This window comes from Micromonospora sp. NBC_01740 (assembly GCF_035920365.1).
In the GTDB taxonomy this organism is placed as follows: domain Bacteria; phylum Actinomycetota; class Actinomycetes; order Mycobacteriales; family Micromonosporaceae; genus Micromonospora; species Micromonospora reichwaldensis.
The window spans coordinates 6,856,749-6,874,466 of sequence record NZ_CP109150.1; the positions used below are offsets into that span (position 1 = coordinate 6,856,749).

At 73.2% G+C, this 17,718-nt stretch carries 17 protein-coding genes; 7 read left to right on the forward strand and 10 right to left on the reverse strand.

The genetic code is table 11. The features are described 5' to 3' along the window. Window positions 1-16 precede the first annotated feature (16 nt). Entirely contained in the window at window positions 17-1,309 is a 1,293-nt protein-coding gene (locus tag OG989_RS29790; RefSeq protein ID WP_327029156.1) for an exo-beta-N-acetylmuramidase NamZ family protein, read from the forward strand. A gap of 90 nt (window positions 1,310-1,399) precedes the next feature. Here OG989_RS29790 and OG989_RS29795 read toward each other — a convergent pair whose 3' ends face one another. From OG989_RS29795 to OG989_RS29825, 7 genes are all read right to left on the reverse strand, one after another. After that, a complete protein-coding gene (locus OG989_RS29795; protein WP_327031262.1) occupies window positions 1,400-1,825 on the reverse strand; it encodes a nucleotidyl transferase AbiEii/AbiGii toxin family protein in 426 nt (141 codons plus the stop codon). An 86-nt stretch (window positions 1,826-1,911) separates the two neighbouring features. Next, window positions 1,912-2,289, reverse strand: a complete 378-nt coding sequence (locus tag OG989_RS29800; RefSeq protein ID WP_327029157.1) for a nucleotidyl transferase AbiEii/AbiGii toxin family protein — start codon at window positions 2,287-2,289, stop codon at window positions 1,912-1,914. After that, on the reverse strand, window positions 2,286-2,894 hold the full coding sequence (locus tag OG989_RS29805; RefSeq protein WP_327029158.1) for a type IV toxin-antitoxin system AbiEi family antitoxin domain-containing protein: 609 nt from the start codon (window positions 2,892-2,894) through the stop codon (window positions 2,286-2,288). The genes OG989_RS29800 and OG989_RS29805 overlap by 4 nt, the downstream gene beginning before the upstream one ends. A 205-nt stretch (window positions 2,895-3,099) precedes the next feature. Continuing rightward, the gene (gene proC, locus OG989_RS29810) at window positions 3,100-3,918 is read right to left on the reverse strand and encodes a pyrroline-5-carboxylate reductase (RefSeq protein WP_327029159.1); all 819 of its coding nucleotides are present in this window, start codon (window positions 3,916-3,918) and stop codon (window positions 3,100-3,102) included. Between the two features lie 72 nt (window positions 3,919-3,990). Next, window positions 3,991-5,019 (reverse strand): 6-phosphofructokinase, encoded by a 1,029-nt coding sequence (locus OG989_RS29815; RefSeq protein WP_132236203.1) that lies wholly within the window; start codon window positions 5,017-5,019, stop codon window positions 3,991-3,993. A 178-nt stretch (window positions 5,020-5,197) separates the two neighbouring features. Then, window positions 5,198-5,701: a pyridoxamine 5'-phosphate oxidase family protein gene (locus OG989_RS29820; RefSeq protein ID WP_327029160.1), complete on the reverse strand. Its 504-nt coding sequence runs from the start codon at window positions 5,699-5,701 to the stop codon at window positions 5,198-5,200. Window positions 5,702-5,762: 61 nt separating this feature from the next. Further along, the gene (locus tag OG989_RS29825) at window positions 5,763-6,260 is read right to left on the reverse strand and encodes a polyadenylate-specific 3'-exoribonuclease AS (protein WP_089003323.1); all 498 of its coding nucleotides are present in this window, start codon (window positions 6,258-6,260) and stop codon (window positions 5,763-5,765) included. A gap of 251 nt (window positions 6,261-6,511) precedes the next feature. Between OG989_RS29825 and OG989_RS29830 the strand changes: the two genes are divergently transcribed. Beyond that, complete coding sequence (locus tag OG989_RS29830; RefSeq protein WP_121400498.1) at window positions 6,512-7,204, forward strand: Crp/Fnr family transcriptional regulator; 693 nt, start codon at window positions 6,512-6,514, stop codon at window positions 7,202-7,204. Between the two features lie 53 nt (window positions 7,205-7,257). Here OG989_RS29830 and OG989_RS29835 read toward each other — a convergent pair whose 3' ends face one another. Then, complete coding sequence (locus OG989_RS29835) at window positions 7,258-7,467, reverse strand: hypothetical protein (protein ID WP_091629607.1); 210 nt, start codon at window positions 7,465-7,467, stop codon at window positions 7,258-7,260. 163 nt (window positions 7,468-7,630) lie between these two features. Between OG989_RS29835 and OG989_RS29840 the strand changes: the two genes are divergently transcribed. Beyond that, window positions 7,631-11,194 carry an ATP-binding protein gene (locus OG989_RS29840; protein WP_327029161.1) on the forward strand — a complete coding sequence of 1,188 codons (3,564 nt, stop codon included), beginning with the start codon at window positions 7,631-7,633 and terminating at the stop codon, window positions 11,192-11,194. Window positions 11,195-11,219: 25 nt separating this feature from the next. Here OG989_RS29840 and OG989_RS29845 read toward each other — a convergent pair whose 3' ends face one another. Then, window positions 11,220-11,927, reverse strand: a complete 708-nt coding sequence (locus tag OG989_RS29845) for a lysophospholipid acyltransferase family protein (RefSeq protein WP_327029162.1) — start codon at window positions 11,925-11,927, stop codon at window positions 11,220-11,222. A gap of 277 nt (window positions 11,928-12,204) precedes the next feature. On the opposite strand from OG989_RS29845, the gene OG989_RS29850 reads away from it, so the two are divergent. The 4 genes from OG989_RS29850 to OG989_RS29865 all read left to right on the forward strand — a co-directional run bounded on the left by OG989_RS29850 (window position 12,205) and on the right by OG989_RS29865 (window position 16,771). Continuing rightward, complete coding sequence (locus OG989_RS29850) at window positions 12,205-13,389, forward strand: sensor histidine kinase (protein ID WP_327029163.1); 1,185 nt, start codon at window positions 12,205-12,207, stop codon at window positions 13,387-13,389. Beyond that, window positions 13,386-14,057, forward strand: a complete 672-nt coding sequence (locus OG989_RS29855; RefSeq protein ID WP_151454539.1) for a response regulator transcription factor — start codon at window positions 13,386-13,388, stop codon at window positions 14,055-14,057. Before OG989_RS29850 ends, OG989_RS29855 begins: the two co-directional genes overlap by 4 nt. Before the next feature lie 262 nt (window positions 14,058-14,319). After that, window positions 14,320-15,171 (forward strand): DUF308 domain-containing protein, encoded by an 852-nt coding sequence (locus tag OG989_RS29860; protein WP_151454538.1) that lies wholly within the window; start codon window positions 14,320-14,322, stop codon window positions 15,169-15,171. Window positions 15,172-15,352: 181 nt separating this feature from the next. Then, window positions 15,353-16,771, forward strand: coding sequence for an alpha,alpha-trehalose-phosphate synthase (UDP-forming) (locus tag OG989_RS29865; protein ID WP_151454537.1), 1,419 nt, complete (start codon window positions 15,353-15,355; stop codon window positions 16,769-16,771). A 69-nt stretch (window positions 16,772-16,840) separates the two neighbouring features. On the opposite strand, the gene OG989_RS29870 is transcribed toward OG989_RS29865, so the two are convergent. After that, complete coding sequence (locus OG989_RS29870; protein ID WP_327031263.1) at window positions 16,841-17,644, reverse strand: alpha/beta hydrolase; 804 nt, start codon at window positions 17,642-17,644, stop codon at window positions 16,841-16,843. Window positions 17,645-17,718: the final 74 nt, after the last annotated feature.

Here is a 17,718-nt window from a genome sequence, read left to right on the forward strand (position 1 = left end):
CCGAGGGAGGGTCGACATGGAGCGAAGGAAGTTCCTGGCCGGAGCGGGTGCGGTGACCGCGGGCGCGGTCGCGGCGACGGCACCCGGCGCGGCCGGTCACGCCGCGCCCGGCATCCGGCACGTGGAGACCGGGCTCGACGTGCTCGTCCGGTCCGACTTCGCCGAACTCGCCGGCCAGCGGGTCGGGGTGATCTCGAACCCCACCGGCGTGGACTCGGCCTACCGGCACCTGGTCGACCTGATGCACGTCTCCGGCACGGTGCGACTGGCCGCCGCCTTCGGCCCCGAGCACGGATTCCGTGGCTCGGCGCAGGCCGGCGGCAGCGAGGGCACCGGCATCGACGCCCGCACCGGGGTCACCGTCTACGACGCGTACGGCGCCTCGCTGGCCAAGTGGGAGACCATGTTCACCCAGGCCGGCGTCGACACCGTCGTCTTCGACATCCAGGACGTCGGCGCCCGCTTTTACACGTACATCTGGACCATGTACACCTCGATGATGGCCGCGGCCCGCGTCGGCAAGCGGTACGTGGTGCTGGACCGGCCGAACCCGGTCGGCGGCCGGGCCTACGGGCCGATGATGACCGCCGGCTACACCTCCGGGGTGGGCCTGAAGGAGATCGTCCAGCAGCACGGCATGACCGTCGGCGAGCTGGCCCGGTTCTTCAACGCCGAGTTCCTGCCCGCCGAGGCCGGCCGCCAGGTCGACCTGCACGTCGTGAAGTGCCGGCACTGGAAGCGCGACAAGCTGGCCGCCGACACCGACCTGCCCTGGGTGCTGCCCAGCCCGAACATGCCCACCACGGACACCGCGCTGGTCTACCCCGGCACCGGCCTGTTCGAGGGCGTCGCCTCGCTCACCGAGGGCCGGGGCACCTGCAAGCCGTTCGAGCTGATCGGCGGGCTGGCCGAGGACTTCGACTACCACTGGTCCGACCGGCTCAACGCCCGCGAGCTGCCCGGCGTCGAGTTCCGCGAGGCGTACTTCACGCCGACGTCCGCCGGCCAGAAGCCCGCGCTGCTCAACAAGCTCTGCGCGGGGGTCGAGGTCAAGGTCGTCGACCGCGCGAAGTACGACCCGATCCGCACGGCGGTCGCGATGCTGGTGGAGGCGCACAAGTACGAGGCGTTCGCGTGGCGGCGCGACTCGTGGGACACCGTGCGTCCGTACTGGATCGACAAGCTCACCGGGTCGCCGCGGCTGCGCACGATGATCGACGCGGGCGCCGACGTGGACGACGTGGTCGGCGCCTGGGCCGACGAGCTGGCGGACTTCAACCAGCTACGCAAGCCCCACCTGCTCTACTAGGAACGTCCGGCCGTCCGTCGCCCGGATCGCGGGCGACGGACGCCGAACGGTATCTGCGGATCGGTGCCCGCATGCCCACCTCGACTGCGGTCACCTGCCAGTCCACGTCGAGGCCGCCGCGATCCAGTTTTGCCCGCGACAGGTTCCGGCCAGCGCGGGGTCGGCGAGCCCCGACACCCGCTGCAACACCTCGCCGAAGTCCTGAGGAAGCCGATCGTCGAGGCGGTGCTTACGCCGCCAAGCCGCCCATCGTGGTTGCGCCAGCGTTGCATATCCATCGAGCGCGCGACTCAGCGGCTCAAGCGTCACCTCGCGGTACTCAGCGACCCGCTGCACCGCCGCCGCCAAGTCGTCGCCATCGACATCGTGCCGATTCGACAACAGGTAGACGTCGGCGAAATCGCGCCAACGGGTATTCGCCTCGCCGCGCTGCAGTGCCGTCACCAATTTCTCCGCGTGCACCATCGGAAGCGGATAGCCGGTGACGATGATTTCCCCGTCGAGCAGACGCGGCAGCTAGACCTGCTGCGGATCGGGCCAGATCGGGTCGCCCACGTTGACGTCGACGTGGAAGGTCAGACGCGCGGCGGCGAGAGTGCCGGTCAGTGTGACGCGGACTCCGGAGTACACGTCGTCGTCTCGGAGCCTGCGCCCGCCGCGTCGAACACGAGGCCGTCGTCGAGGTGCAGAGCCGCGATCTGGCGGACGATGCCGAGCACCTGGTCGGTGTCGTTGGAGATCCATCGACCTTGGAGATCCACGTCGCGGGTAGGCCGCCGGGCAGCGTAGGCGGCGAGTAGCACACCGCCCTTGAGAACGAGCTTGTCCGCGTACGGGGAATGAGTCACCCGGGCGAGGAACCCCTCCAGGGCGTAGACCTGGTGCAGCTCATCCGTGGGACGACCCGTGCGGCGGGCGAGGTTCTGCAGGTCGAGATAGGCGCGGCCAGCGACGGTGGAACGGGTCGGGCGTGCTGTCACAGCAGGATCTCCAGCGCCTCTCGAAGGGGGCGCTCGGCCTTGGGGAAGTGCCGAGCCATCGTCAGCAGCGCCGACGGCGATGCGCCGCGCCGCCGCAGCCAGCGCCTCAGCGACGCGTACGCCAGTTCCGGCCCTTCCTGGTGCCGCAGGCGGACGGCATCGAGGATGCTGCGCTCAGGGTTGTAGAGCCCGATCGAGGTCTCCGGATCCAGTCGCAGCTCGGTCCGACCGATCTGGAACGTGGCCGGGTCGAACCAGTGCCAGGCGACCGGCGAGGTGGTGGCAGGTCGATGCTGCCCGCGAGGTAGCGCGACGTCGATGCGAGAGGGGATTTCATCAGTAAGACCGTGCCGGGCAAGGGCCGTGACCAGGCATAGCGTGGCTGACGGAGCGCGACTGGCGACTTCGATCAGATCGATGTCCGCCGCCTCGGCATCAGGTCGCCGATAGAGACCTCTGCCGACACGTTCAACGAGCCCTCGATCGCGCAGCCGGTACAACTGCCACTCGGAAAGGCCGGCTTCGAGGGCTTGGGAATAGGTGAAGGTCGCCGGGAGCCCTTGCAGCGGCGTGTTCTCAGCCTCCGACCCGTCCGCCGACTTCACAAGGAAACTCTATACAGGTTGGCAGCACCTGTAGCGGATTTCCTTGCCTGTCTCCCAGCGCGTCTCGCCGCGAGGCCATTCTCCGAAGTGCCAGCGAGGGCATGGGTGGCGACCTGGGCCGGGCCCCCAGGTCGGGCCGCCGCCCACCCCAGCGGCACAGCGCCGCCCCCGGGACCCGACGGCCGACGACCGTCGGCGGTGCGGCTCAGTCCGCCTGGGCGGCCAGTTCGCGTGCCCGGTCCCGGGCCGCCTCCAGCGCGGCGAGCAGCGCCGCGCGTACGCCGTGCTTCTCCAGCTCGCGTACGGCGGAGATGGTGGTGCCGGCCGGTGAGGTGACCGCCTCGCGCAGCTTCACCGGGTGCTCGCCGGAGTCGCGCAGCATCACGGCCGAGCCGATGGCGGTCTGCACGATCAGCTCGTGCGCGACCTGCCGGGGCAGGCCGAGCAGGATGCCGGCGTCGATCATCGCCTCGACCAGCAGGTAGAAGTACGCCGGCCCGGAGCCGGAGAGGGCGGTCACCGCGTCCTGCTGGGACTCGGGCACCCGGACGGTCGAACCCAGCGGCTTGAACATCTCCTCGGCCAGCGCCAGGTGCGTGCCGGTGGCGTGGGCGCCGGCGGAGATCGCCGTCATCGCCTGGTCGACCAGGGCCGGGGTGTTGGTCATCACCCGCACCACGGGCGTGCCCTCGGGCAGCCGGCGGTTGAAGAAGCTGGTCGGCAGGCCGGCGCAGAGGGAGATGACCAGCTTGTCGGCGGGCACCTTCGGCCCGATCTCGTCCAGCAGCGTCGCCGCGTCCTGCGGCTTGACGGAGACGGCGAGCACCTCCGCCTCGGCCACGGCGGTGAGGTTGTCGACCACCCGGATCCCGTAGCGGGCGGTCAGCTCCTCGGCGCGGGCGGGCCGGCGGGCGGTGGCGAGCAGCCGGTCGACGGGCCAGCCCGACCGCAACAGTCCGGAGAGCATCAGCTCGCCGATCTTGCCGGCCCCGATGACCGCGACCGTGTGCACCGAACCCGCCATCGCCGTCGTACCCCCTCGAAGTGGACCGGCGTCGCGACGGGCCGGACGGCCCGCCGCGACGCCGGGGATGGATCAGCTGCCGAAGAAGACCTCGGCCTCGGCGTACCGCTCCAGCGGCACGGTCTTCAGCTCGCGGGTGGCCTCGGCCAGCGGGACGCGGACGATGTCCGTGCTCTGCATGGCGACCATCTTGCCCCAGTCGCCCTCGTGGACCGCGTCGATCGCCTGGAGGCCGAGCCGGGTGGCGAGCACCCGGTCGAAGGCGCTCGGGGTGCCGCCGCGCTGGATGTGCCCGAGCACGACGGTGCGGGCCTCCTTGCCGGTCTTGGCCTCCAGCTGCTCGGCGAGCCACTGGCCGATGCCGCCGAGGCGGACGTGGCCGAACGCGTCGAGTTCCTGGTTGTGCAGGACCATCTGGCCGTCGAGCGGCTGGGCGCCCTCGGCGACCACGACGATCGGGGCGTACTGGTGCTGGAAGCGCTTCTCGACGTAGCCGGCGACCTGCTCGACGTCGAACTGCCGCTCCGGCAGCAGGATCACGTTGGCGCCACCGGCCAGGCCGGCGTGCAGGGCGATCCAGCCGGCGTGCCGGCCCATCACCTCGACCACCAGGGTGCGGTGGTGGCTCTCGGCGGTGGTGTGCAGCCGGTCGATCGCCTCCATCGCGATGTTGACGGCGGTGTCGAAGCCGAAGGTGTAGTCGGTGGCGCCGAGGTCGTTGTCGATCGTCTTCGGCACGCCGATGACGTGGACCCCGAGCTCGTGCAGCTTGGTGGCCACGCCGAGGGTGTCCTCGCCACCGATCGCGATGAGCGCGTCCACGCCCTGAGCGGCGAGGTTCTCCTTGATCCGCTCGACGCCGTTCTCGATCTTGAAGGGGTTCGTCCGGGACGAGCCGAGGATGGTGCCGCCGCGCGGCAGGATGCCGCGGACCTCCGCGATGCCCAGGGGGCGGGACAGGCCCTCCAACGGGCCCTTCCAGCCGTCCCGGAAACCCACGAACTCGTGGCCGTAGCTGGCGACGCCCTTGCGGACCACCGCCCGGATGACCGCGTTGAGACCTGGGCAGTCGCCGCCGCCGGTGAGCACGCCGATACGCATGATCGCTCATCCTCCTGGGAGCATCAGGTGAAGCCCGATTTGCCCCAGGATATGTGTCGAATCAAGACCATCGGCGCCGTTGCCGGCCCGGGGCGGGCCGTCAGTGCGCACTGTAGTCGCCGCGGGCGTACGCCGACACCGCGCCCCGGGCCGGTCTCACCGGCGGACGGCCTACCGGTCAGTAGCTGACCTCGCGGTTCTCCCCCACCTCCGGCGGCTTGCCGGTCACCGCCGCCTTCGCGTAGCCGAACAGGTTCACCACGGTGCTCGACGGAGAGTCCCAGTACTCCGCCGATCCGGCGTGCACCCTGAGCAGGGTGAGTCCGGGGGTCTCCAGCCCGTCCGGGAACCAGGCCTTGAGCACCGGGTTCCACAGCTCCTCGGCCTTCGCCCGGTCGTACTCCTCCCGGGCCGTGCCCGCGACCGACACCCAGGAGTTGCGCCGGGAGTCGGAGAAGGAGACGTTGACCTCGGGGTTCACGCGGACCTGCCGGACCTTGGCGGAGTCGGCGTACGCGAAGAACCACAGGTCGCCGTCGAACTCCGCCTCCTGCAACCCCATCGGACGGCTCACCATCCGGCCGTCCACGGCGATCGTGGTCAGCATGCAGATGCGGGCCTCGCGGACCAGCTCGGTCACCCGGCGCCGGGCCTCGGCGGCGTTGGTCGGTTCGTTGCTCATTGGGACTCTCCCTCACATCGGCTCGACGTCGCACCGGTGCCCGGGACAGAACCGACCAAACCTACGAACCGGTCATCGCCCGCCACCGGGCCAGGTTGTGCCGGGCATCGACCAACGCGTCGTGCCGCGCCGCGTCGGCGTCCGGCAGCGGCGGCCGGCCCCGGTCGTCCCAGAGTTGGCGCAGGTCCTTGGTGAACCGGGGGATCTCCCGGGGCAGCGCCGGCATGGCGCCCCACAGCTGGGCCAGGGCGACGTGGTCGTACGCGGCGTACCAGGCCCAGAGCTCCAACTGCTCGCCCGGGCGGTCGCGGACCGGCTCGACGAGGAAGTCGTACAGCTCGTCGCGGATGCGCTCCCGGGAACGCCAGGCGCGGTTCGCCGGGGAGGGCAGCTTGTCGAGCACGTTGCGGCGCACCCAGGGCACGGCCCGCGAGTCGTCGAACTCGGTCGAGACGGCGTAGAACTCACGGCCGTACTCGTCGACGACGCCGATCGACACGAGGTCGACGAGCCGGCCGTCCTCGATGAACTCGCAGTCGTAGAAATAGCGGTAGACCATCGCCCGTCATCCTCGCCCACGCCCTCGGCGGCGCGACGACCGGGGCGGTCGGAACGCCTCCCACCGCGCCGGTCGTCGCAGCTCGGGAGTGTCACGGAAGTGATTTGAGGGGTGTACAGCAAGCGACCGGACCGTCATGATCTGATGTGTACCGCTACCGGACGCCGAACCGGTGTCAGTTCACCTCGTCGAGGGCCTTCAGGTTCACCCGGTGAGCGAGTTGTGGTCCTTGACCGGGGAGGGGTTGGACCGTGGAGATGCGCCTGCCGGAGCCTGGTGACGCGCTCACGGGCGTGGAGATGTTCGCCGGGCTGGAGCCGGAGGTCCGGCAGCGGGTGATCGCCGCGGCGGTCCCCCGCACATACCGCAAGGGCCAACTGCTCTTCGTCGAGAACGACCCCGGCGAGTCCCTCATCGTCCTGCGTCGGGGCGCGGTCGCGGTCTTCCGCACCGCGCCGACCGGCGAACGCGCCGTCCTGTCGGTCATCCGTCCGCCGGACGTGCTGGGCGAGGTCTCCCTGCTCGACGCCTCCACCCGCTCCGCCTCGGCCGAGGCGATCGAGGACTGCGCCGCGCTCGCGCTGTCCCGGGGCGCGTTCATGGAGCTGGTGCACTCCAACCCGCGCATCCTCGACGCGGTGATGCGCTCGCTCGGCGGGCTGATCCGCCGGCTGACCGAGCAGAACGCCGACCACGTCTTCCTGGACCTGCCCGGCCGGGTGGCCAAGACCCTGGTCCGGCTGGCCGGCGAGAGTCAGGCCCCGATGATCACCATCGAGCTCAACCAGAGCCAGCTCGCGGAGATGGCCGGCGGCTCGCGACAGAGCGTCAACCAGGCGATCGGGTCGTTCGCCAACCGGGGTTGGCTGCGCACCGAGGGCCGGCGCATCGTGGTCACCGACGTCGCGGCGCTGCGCCGCCGCGCCGGCATGAGCGAGCGCTGAGGCGTACGCGAAAAAGGGCCGGAGCAGCCGCTCCGGCCCTTTCGTGCGGGGTGTCAGGGAGTGTTGCTGCCCGGCCCGACCCAGTTGGTGCTGCCCGGCCCGACCCACTCCGTGCCGTCCTTGCCGCCACCGGACTGCTCGCTGACGATCCCCTGCGCCTGGAGCGCGGCCAGCGTGGCGGCGTCCACGTCGACGGAGTCGCCCGCGAGGTGGCTGACCCCGCTGCCGTCGGTCCAGTCGCTCTGCAACATCACGTACACCATCGGGAATCCCCCTGTGGTCAATGGTCGACATTCAGCCGCCTGACTGTAACCGTAGGGCCGCCCGGTGGACTGTCCACAAGCCAACAGCCCGGTACCCGACAGCTGGGCGGACGGCGATACTGACACCGGAACGGTGCCGATCACGGCACCGGCGGGATCGCGAGTGGAGGGCGTCATCGCCACGCAGTGTGACCGCTGTGGACGCACGGCCGCCGCGGGCGACCGCTTCTGCGGCGGCTGCGGCAACGAGCTGGGTGCGGTCTGTCCGCACTGCCTGCGCCCGCTCGCCCAGGACGTGGCGTTCTGCACCTCCTGCGGCGCCGCCCGGCCGGGGAGCGAGCGACAGCCGGCCCCGCAGGAGGACCGCCGCCGGGTCAGCGTGCTCTTCGTCGACCTGATCGACTTCACCCCGTACGTCGAACGGGCCGACCCGGAGCTGGTCCGCGGCATGCAGACCGGGTTCTTCTCGGCCGCCCGTCGCGTCGTGGGGCAGTACGGCGGGGTGGTCGAGAAGTACATCGGCGACGCGGTGATGGCCCTGTTCGGCGCGCCCGTGGCGACCGAGACCGACGCGCTGCGCTGCGTGCGGGCCGGGCTGGAGCTGCAACGGGTGCTGACCCGCTTCGCCCCCACCGGCGCCGACGCGCTGCGCTTCCGGGTCGGGGTGGCCACCGGCGAGGCGCTGGTCGACGTCGCCGCCGCCCGCGACGGCGGCCAGGCGATCGTGGCCGGCGACGTGGTCAACACGGCCTCCCGGATGCAGTCGGTCGCGCCGCCGGGCGGGGTGCTGGTCTGCGGCGTGACGCATGCCCTCACCCGGGACGCGATCCGCTACTCGGAGCAGCCGCCGGTCACCCTGCGCGGGCGCTCCACGACGACCGAGGTGTGGCTGGCCCTGTCCCCGGTCCGCCGGCAGCCGACGGACCGGCAGCCGGACGTCACGCCGCTGATCGACCGCGAACACGAGCTGGGGATGCTGGTCAACGCCCTGCACCGGTCGCTGCGCGACCGCCGCCCGCAGGTGGTGACCGTCTTCGGCCGGGCCGGGCTGGGCAAGAGCCGGCTGGTCCGGGAGCTGTACCGGCACGTGGACCAGCTGGTAGACGAGCCGCTGACCTGGCGGATCGGGCGGTGCCCGCCGTTCGGCGAGAACGTGACGTTCGCGGCGCTGGCCGACATCGTCAAGTCCGAGGCCGGCATCCTGGACACCGACCCGGCGTCGAGCGCCGCCCAGCGGCTCGCCTCGGCCGTCGGCGAGCTGGTCGGCCCAGGCGAGCGGCAGCGCCTCGTCGACGCCCTGCGGCCCCTCGTCGGGCTGCCGGGGACCGCGCTGCCGGCCGAGGAGACCGGGTCGGCGTGGCGGCGCTTCCTGCTCGCCCTGGCCGCCCGACGGCCGACCGTGCTGGTCTTCGAGGACCTGCACTGGGCCGACGACGCGATGCTGCGCTTCGTGGAGCTGCTCGGCACCGCCGCCCGGGACGTCCCGCTGCTGCTGCTCTGCACCGCCCGGCCGGAACTCGTCGACCGGGACCCGAGCTGGGCGGGGACGATCACCGGCTCGGTGACCATCACCCTGCCCCCGCTGCGGGACACGGGCATCGCCGCGCTCTACGCCCACATGTTCGGCCGGGCGGCCTTCTCCGCCGACATGCTCAGCCCGCTGATCGAGGTCGCCGGCGGCAACCCGCTCTACGCCCACGAGTACGTCCGGATGCTGATCGAGCAGGGCGCGCTGCGCCAGTCCGTGCGGGGCTGGTCGCTGGAGAAGCACCTCGACCTGCCGATGCCGGAGAGCGTGCACGCCGTCATCGCCAACCGCATCGACCTGCTCGACGCCAAGGAACGCACGGTGCTGCTGGCCGCCGCCGTGGTCGGCGTGCAGTTCTGGCCGGGGGCCGTGGCCGCCGCGCTCGGGCAGCCCGTCGAGTCGGTGGAGCGCGCGCTGCGCCGGCTGGAGCAGCGGGACTTTGTGCACGAGCAGGCCGCCTCCACGATGGCCGGGCAGCCCGAGTACCGGTTCCGGCACGTGCTGGTGCGCGACGTCTGCTACCAGCGGCTGCCCCGCACCGAGCGGGTGGCGCGGCACGAGCGGACGGCGCAGTGGCTGGACATGCTCTCGCAGAGCCGGGACACGGACCTGGCGGAGGTGCTGGCCCACCACCGGTGGGCGGCCCACGAGATCGCCCGGTCGCTGGGCATGGAGATGGCCCGGTTCGCCGGCCCCGCCCGGGCCGCGCTGCACCGGGCGGCCCGCCGGGCGTACGCGCTGCACAGTCTCGACGTCGCGGCGAGCCACGCGGGCCGGGCGCTCGGGCTGGCCGACGACTCCGACCCGCTCGACCGGCTCCAGCTCGAGCTGCTCAGCACCGAGATCTCCTTCTACCGCGACGGCAACGTCTTCCTCTCCGGCGGCGGGCCCGAGCAGGTGCAGGCGCTCGCCGACCGGCTGCTGGCGCACGACGACGACGCCTGCGCGGCGCGCGCCTGGACGCTGCTCGGTCAGGCCGCGTGGCTGCGCGCCGACCGGGCCGCCGCGCTCGCCTGCCTGGACCGGGCCGTCGAGCTCTTCGACCCGCTGCCGGACAGCCCGCAGAAGGCGGACGCCTACGCCGAACTGGGCCGGCTGCACATGCTCAACTATGAGCGTGATCCGGCGGTCGCCGCAGCCGACCGGGCGGCGGAGATCGGTGAGCGGCTGAGGCTGACCGAGACCCGCACCAACGCCCGGATCACCTCGGCAATCGCCCGCTACCAGGCGGGTGACCGGTCCGGCCTGGACGACCTGCACGCGATCGTCGAGCTCAGCCGCGCCAACCAGCTGATCGCCCTGCCCCGGGCCATGCAGAACCTCGCCTACGCCGTCTGCGAGGAGGGCGACTGGCTGCGCTCGGACGCCCTGCTCTCGTCGTCGCCAACCCGCAAGGCCAGCGGGCAGACGCTGACCACGAGCTACTCGGCCGAGGCGATGCGCGCCTGGTTCGAGGGCGACTTCGACCGGCTGCTGGCCGCCGCCGAGGCATTCGTGGACACCCCGACCGGCAGCTGGGACATGCAGGTCCGCGGCCTGCGCTCCTGCCTGCTGGTACTGCGCGGCGAGCGGGTGCCGCAGGCGCGCTCCCACTCGGACGACGACGCCGCCGCCACGTTCAGCGACGACGTGGCGGCCGCGCTCGACGCCGCCCGGCGCAGCGGTTTCCACCGGCCGCACTGGACGATGCTGGGGATGGGCGCGCTCTGCCGGGCCCTGCAGGGACGCCGGCAGGAGGCGACGGCGCTGATCGACGAGCTGGCCGACTCCTGGTCGGTGGTGCCCGCCATCGCCAGCGGCGAGTGGATCCCGGCGGCCGGGTACGCGGCCAGCCTCGCCGGGCGGGAAGCGGCGGCACGGGTACGCGCGATGCTGGACCGGGTGGGTCACCGCACACCCTGGTCCGAGGCGGCGCGCCGGACGGTGGCCGGTGCGCTGGCCGCCGCTGACGGCGACCACCGGCGGGCCGCCGAGCTGCACCTGGCCGGCGCCGAGATCTACGCCGGCATCCCGGACGTGACGGACCGGATGCTGGCGTTGACCTTCGCGACGGTGGAGCTGGAGCGGGCCGGCGAGTCGACGGCGGGCCGCCCGGAGCTGGCCGAGCTGCGCGCCTTCGCGCTGCGCAACCACGCCCCCGTCCTGCTGGACCTGGCCCGCCCCCCGACGACCGCCGCCGACACCGCCCTGGCCTGCTGACCGGGCGACGCGGGCGGGCGGCCCGTCAGGCGGGGACCGGCTCGCGGGGGACCGGGCCGGCGGGCGGGCTCTTGGCCTTCTGGGCGTACATGTCGACGTACTCGCGGCCGGAGAGCTCCATCAGCTCGTACATGATCTCGTCGGTCACCGCGCGCTCGACGTACCGGTCACCGGCCATCCTGGCGTAGCGCGAGAAGTCCAGCGGCGGGCCGAACCGGATCCGCACCCGGGCGATCTTGGGGATCAGCTTGCCGGGCGGCTGGATCTCGTCGGCGTTGAGCATCGCCGTCGGGATGACCAGGGCGCCGCTCTCCAGGGCCAGCCGGGCCACGCCGGTCTTGCCCCGGTAGAGCCGGCCGTCCGGCGAGCGGGTGCCCTCGGGATAGATGCCGGCGATGCCACCGGCGCGCAGTACCCGCAGCTGGGTGTCCAGGGCCGCCCTGGCCGCCCGGCCGCCCGAGCGGTCGACCGGGATGGTGCCGGAGCCGACGAAGAACATCTTCGTCAGCCAGCCCTTGACGCCCTTGCCGGTGAAGTACTCGGCCTTGGCGATGAACGTCACCCGCCGCTTCACGACCAGCGGCGTGAAGATCGAGTCGGAGAACGACAGGTGGTTGCTGGCGAGGATCACCGGCCCGGTGTCGGGCACGTGGTGCAGCCCCTCGACCTGCGGGCGGAAGACCAGCCTCAGCAGCGGGCCGAGGAGCACGTACTTCATCAGCCAGTACAGCACCGGCGTCCTTTCCAGAGGTGGTCGCGAGGCCGCCGCGTCGCCACGGGTCGTCGTGGGCATGAGCCTACGAACCCGATGCGTGCCGCCACAACGTGATCCGGCCCGCGTGGCGCGGAGCGTCCATTCCGGACAGCCGCAGCCGGGCGGCGGGCAGCCGGCGGGCGGGCGGTGTCGCCTGTCGACGTACCGCCGCCCGTCGCGGATACGGCGCGGGGCGACGGTCGGTCGGGACACCCGTCGGCCCCGCGCGAAGGCCTGCGGCACCTACGCTCGTGGTGTGCGGGTGGCCGGGGTGCGGCGGGGAGCGGGCAGGCTGGTCCGGCTGCCCCGGGCCGCCGTGCTGGACCTGCTCATCGGCGTCGCCGTCTCGGCCGTCGTGGCGGCGGCGATCACCGCGAACCTGGGCGGCGACCGGGGCCGCGACGTCCCCGCCTACCTGTTCGCCGTCGGGCTCGGCGCGCTCGTGCTCCTGCGCCGCCGCGCGCCGACCACCGTGCTGGTGGTGAGCGCCGCCGGCCTGGTCGCCTACTACGTGGCCGGCTACCCGCCGGTCGGGCTGGCCCTCCCCCTCGCCGCGGCGCTCTACTCGGCGGCCGAGGCCGGGCAACTGCGCTGGGCGGTGCTCGTGGGGCTCGGCCTGCTCGTCGTCTCCACCGCTTTCCGCACGGCGGACGGCGCGAGCGTCGCGTACCTCATCGGCTTCGAGCTGGCCTCCAGCGTCGCCATCATGGCCGCCGCGGTCGCCCTCGGCGACGGGGTCCGGTCCCGGCGGCTGCGGCGCCGGGAGCAACGGTGGCGGTTGCGGCAACTGGAACGCGACCACGCCCGGGAGGCGGCGCGCCGCGTCGAGGAGGAACGGCTCCGGATCGCCCGGGACCTGCACGACGTCATCGCCCACCACATCTCCGTCATCTCGCTGCACGCCGGCGTGGCCGACGAGTCCCTCGACGACGACCCGGCAACCGCCCGTGCCGCCCTGGGGCACGTCCGCTCGGCCACCACCCAGGTCGCCCGGGAGCTGCGCACCACCCTCGGTCTCCTGCGCGACCCGGCCGTGGCCGAGCCCCGGCAACCGGTGGCGGGGCTGGCCGGGCTGGACGCCCTGGCCGCCGGCGCGCGGGCCACCGGGCTGCGGATCGCCGTCCACCGGCAGGGCGAGCTGACCGGGCTGCCCGCCGCGGTCGACTCGACCGCCCACCGGCTGATCCAGGAGGCGCTGACCAACACCCTGCGCCACGCCGGCGCGAGCACCGTCGAGATCGACGTCGTCCGTGGCCCCGGCACCCTCGCCGTCGCCGTCCGCGACGACGGCCGTGGGCAGCGCCAGGACACCCCGCGCGGGTACGGGCTCGGCGGCATGCGGGAGCGCACCGCCCTGCTCGGGGGCACCGTCACCGCCGGCAACCGACCCGGCGGCGGCTTCGAGGTACGCGCCGAACTACCCCTGGGAGGGACCACGTGATCCGGGTGGGACTCGTCGACGACCAGCACCTGGTCCGCGCGGGGCTGCGCGCGCTGCTGAACCGGGCGCCGGACATCGAGGTCGTCGGCGAGGCGGGCGACGGCGACGCGGCGTACCGGCTGGCGGTCACCGAGCGGCCGGACGTCCTGCTGATGGACGTCCGGATGCCGGGCACGGACGGCATCGAGGCCACCCGGCGGATCGTCGCCGACGAGCGGCTGACCGGCGTACGGGTCGTCGTGCTCACCACGTTCGACACCGACGAGTACGTCTTCGAGGCGATCCGGGCCGGCGCGTCCGGCTTCCTGCTCAAGGACACCGGCCCCGACGAGCTGCGGGGAGCGGTGCGGATCGTCCGGGCCGGGGAGGCGCTGCTCTCCCCCGCGGTGACGCGGCGGGTCATGGCGGCGGTGCGCGCCGGCGGGCGGGAGCCGGACCCGGCCCGGCTGGGCTCGTTGACCGCCCGGGAGCGGGAGGTGCTGGCCGAGGTCGCGGCCGGCCGGTCGAACGACGAGATCGGCGCGGTCCTGCACATCAGCCCGGCGACCGCCCGGACGTACGTGAGCCGGCTGCTGGCCAAGCTGCACGCCCGGGACCGCTCGCAGCTCGTCGTGGCGGCGTACGAGAGCGGCCTGGTGCGGCCCGGCTCACCGCCCGGCCCGGGCTGACCGGCGCTCGGCGCGCTCGCCGGCACCGGCGGCCCCTCGGGCGGCACGGCGCCGCAGGCGGGCTCCGTTGAAAAACATTCAGCAAGAACGGACATAAATCCCCGGTCGCGACCTGCGGCAGGGCCTCTGACTTCGTACGCCGCGCCACAAGGCACTCCCGGAACGGGGTCCGGACGTGTCACGATTCAAGGCACGGCGTGCGGGTCGGCGCCGAGGGGGCTCAGGCGGCCGCGCCGCGGGCGCGTGATGAGGAGGATGTCCGGTGTCAGCGGGTGGGGCCCGCCGGGGACGGCGGGACAACGGGCTCGACGCGAGCGAGTACGCCATCGCCGGCGACGTGGATCCGCGCGTCGGTGAGCACCTGCTCGACGTCCTGGCCGCCGGTGGGATCGCCGCCTACCTCCAGCCCTCGGCCGACCTGAACCCGGTCACCCGCACCACCACCGTCCCGCCCCGCCCCGTCGACCGGCTCTACGTCGACCGGTCGCACCTGACGACCGCGCGGGACTACCTGACCCAGCTCGCGGACGAGACGGCCCCCGAGAAGCCCCGCGAGGACGAGCCGGACATCGAGGCCGAGTGGGCCCGTATCGTCGCCGGCTTCCACACCACCGCCCCCCGCGGTGGCGACAACCCGTGGCCCGCCGCCGAGGACGTGGACGACCCGCCCGGGCCCGCCGGCGGCCCGGTGACGCTCGGCACGCCCGACGAGCCCGCCGGGCCGACCGCCACCGACGTGCGACGGTTGCCGTACGCGGCCGACATCTCGGGCGTCTCCCTGTCGCGGGGCCGGCAGGACGAGCCGTCGCTGCTCGACGGGCTGGACACCTTCGGCGCGGACCTGCCCGACGACGAGGCGGAGGACGAGCGCTACACCCCGCCGCCGCCCCCGCCCCTGCCGCGCTTCTCGAAGTACACGGTGGTCGGGGTGCTGGCCATCGTGGTCGGCTTCGTGCTCTTCCTGTTCCCGTCGCTCTTCCCGGTGGCCGACCCGTCGGTGGTCAACCTGTTCGGGTTCACCGGCATCCTGGCCGGCTTCGTCTCGCTGATCTGGCGGCTGCGCCCCGGTGGCGACGACGACGAGCGCGACCCGGACGACGGCGCGGTGGTCTGACCGGCGACCCGTCCGCCGACTCTCCTGCCCGCATCCCGGGACGACGGACGCCCCGAGCCCGGTGCGCAACACTGGTGTAACTTACTGTCAGTAGGAATACCGCTGTCCGTCACATCCCTCGCTGACTGCCCGGTTGTTCCTCCGCTGCGGCGGTCACTCCCTGCTGATCGGAATGCCCGAGATGCGACAGAGTTCCCTCGTGGTGGTGGCCAACCGCCTGCCCATCGACGACAGTGTGGCGCCCGACGGTGCCTGCGAATGGCGCCGCAGTCCCGGCGGCCTGGTCAGCGCCCTCCATCCCCTCCTGCGACACACTCCGGCGACGTGGGTGGGGTGGGCCGGCGGCACCGGCCCGGCGCCGGCGCTGCCCGACGTGGACGGCGTCCGCATGCACACCGTTGCGCTGACCGCCGACGACCTGCGCGACCACTACGAGGGCTTCGCCAACGCCACCCTCTGGCCGCTCTACCACGACTCCGTGGAACAACCGGAGTACCACCGCAGCTGGTGGGAGGCGTACCAACGGGTCAACCAGCGGTTCGCCAAGGCCACGGCCGACGTGGCCGAGCCCGGCGCGGTGGTCTGGGTGCAGGACTACCACCTGCAACTGGTGCCCGGCCTGCTCCGGGAGCTGCGGCCGGACCTGCGGATCGGCTTCTTCCTGCATGTGCCGTTTCCACCGCCCGAGCTGTTCATGCAGCTCCCGCGCCGGGCCGAGCTGCTGCGCGGGATGCTCGGCGCCGACCTGATCGGCTTCCAGCGCTCCCAGGCCGCGCACAACTTCGCCCAACTGGTGGCGAAGGTGCTGGACGTCCCCGCCACCGACCGGCGGATCACCGTCGACGACCGGGTGGTCCGGATCGGCGCCTTCCCGGTCTCCATCGACACCGCCGAGATGGCCGCGCTGGCCGCCCGGCCCGACGTCGCCGACCGGGCCAGCCGGCTGCGCCGCGACCTCGGCAGTCCCGAGCAGGTGATCCTCAGCGTCGACCGGATGGACTACACCAAGGGCATCGAGCAGCGGCTCAAGGCGTACAGCGAGCTGATCGCCCACGGGCACGTCAAGGTGCGCGACACCGTGCTCGTGCAGGTGGCGGTGCCCAGCCGGGAACGGGTCGGGCAGTACCAGATCCTCCGCGAACGGGTGGAGCGCGAGGTCGGGCGGATCAACGGGGAGTTCGGCCGGGTCGGCGAGCCGGCGATCCACTACCTGACCCAGCCGTTCGACCGCGCCGAACTGGCCGCGCTCTACCGCGTCGCCGACGTGATGGCGGTGACCCCGCTGCGTGACGGGATGAACCTCGTCGCCAAGGAGTACGTCGCCGCCCGGGTGGACGACACGGGCGCGCTGCTGCTCAGCGAGTTCGCTGGCGCCGCCGCCGAGCTGCCGCAGGCGTACCTGGTCAACCCGCACGACCTGGAGGGGCTCAAGCAGGGGCTGCTCGCGGCGCTGCGGGCGGGCCCGGACGACCTCGGCGCGCGGATGCGGGCCATGCGGGCACACCTGCACCGGCACGACATCCGCGCGTGGGCCCGCTCCTACCTCTCCGCCCTCGACGAGAGCGGCTCGCTGCTGACCCGACTGGGCGCCGCCGGCTGAGGCCGCCGGCCCGGCCCGGGGCGGTCAGGGTCGGCTGGTCGGTCACGTTCGGCCGGTCGGGCCGGGGCGTCAGGGCCGGCCGGTCGGCGCGGGGTCCTTCTCCAGCCAGTCCAGGATCGCGTCGACCGGCTCCCGCCACCGGGCGTCGAGCATCATGTCGTGCCCCATGCCGGGGAAGAGCAGCGGGGCTGAGCCGTACCGCCGGGCCGCCCGGGTCAGCGCCGACGACGGCACGATCCGGTCGTCGGGGCTGCCCAGCACCAGCACCGGCGGGTCGCCCACCGCCGGCTCGGCGGCCCGCCCGGTCAGCAGCTGCCACTGGGCGCGCCGGCCGGCCCGCCCCAGCCGGCCCGCGTAGCCCCGGGCCTCCGCCTCGGGCAGCTCCCGGCTGAACAGCTGCCGGCGGTGTAGCCGCAGCGGCCCGCCGAACACCGCCGGCAGCGTGCCGACCGGATTGCGGCGCAGCGCCGCCCCGAACGTCGCCCAGCCGCCGAACACCGGCGCGACCAGCACCGCGGCCCGGGCCGGGTAGCGGGCCAGCGCGTGGGCCACCACGAGCGCCCCGGCGCCGTGCCCCACCAGCACCGCCTGGCGCGGCAGGCCCGCCGCCGCCTGGGTCACGTCGTGGGCGTACGCCCGCAGCGTCGCCTCCGGCGCCGGCCCGCTGTCGCCGTGCCCGCGCAGGCTCAGCGCGTACGCCGGGAAGCCCCGGGACGCGGCGTGGCCGAGCCAGTGCTCGGCGAACGCCCAGGCGCCGTGCCCGAAGCCCGGTACGAAGAGCAGCGGCGGACGTCCCTGTTCCACCTCGGGGGTCGCGCCGAGCACCTCACGCCGGACCGGGCGGACCGGGCGGGCCCACTCCCGCCCGCGCATGATCCGCACCTGACTCACTGTTCCGGCCTTTCGTTCGCGACTGCGGGGCTCCGCTGCGCTGCACTCCTCGCGCT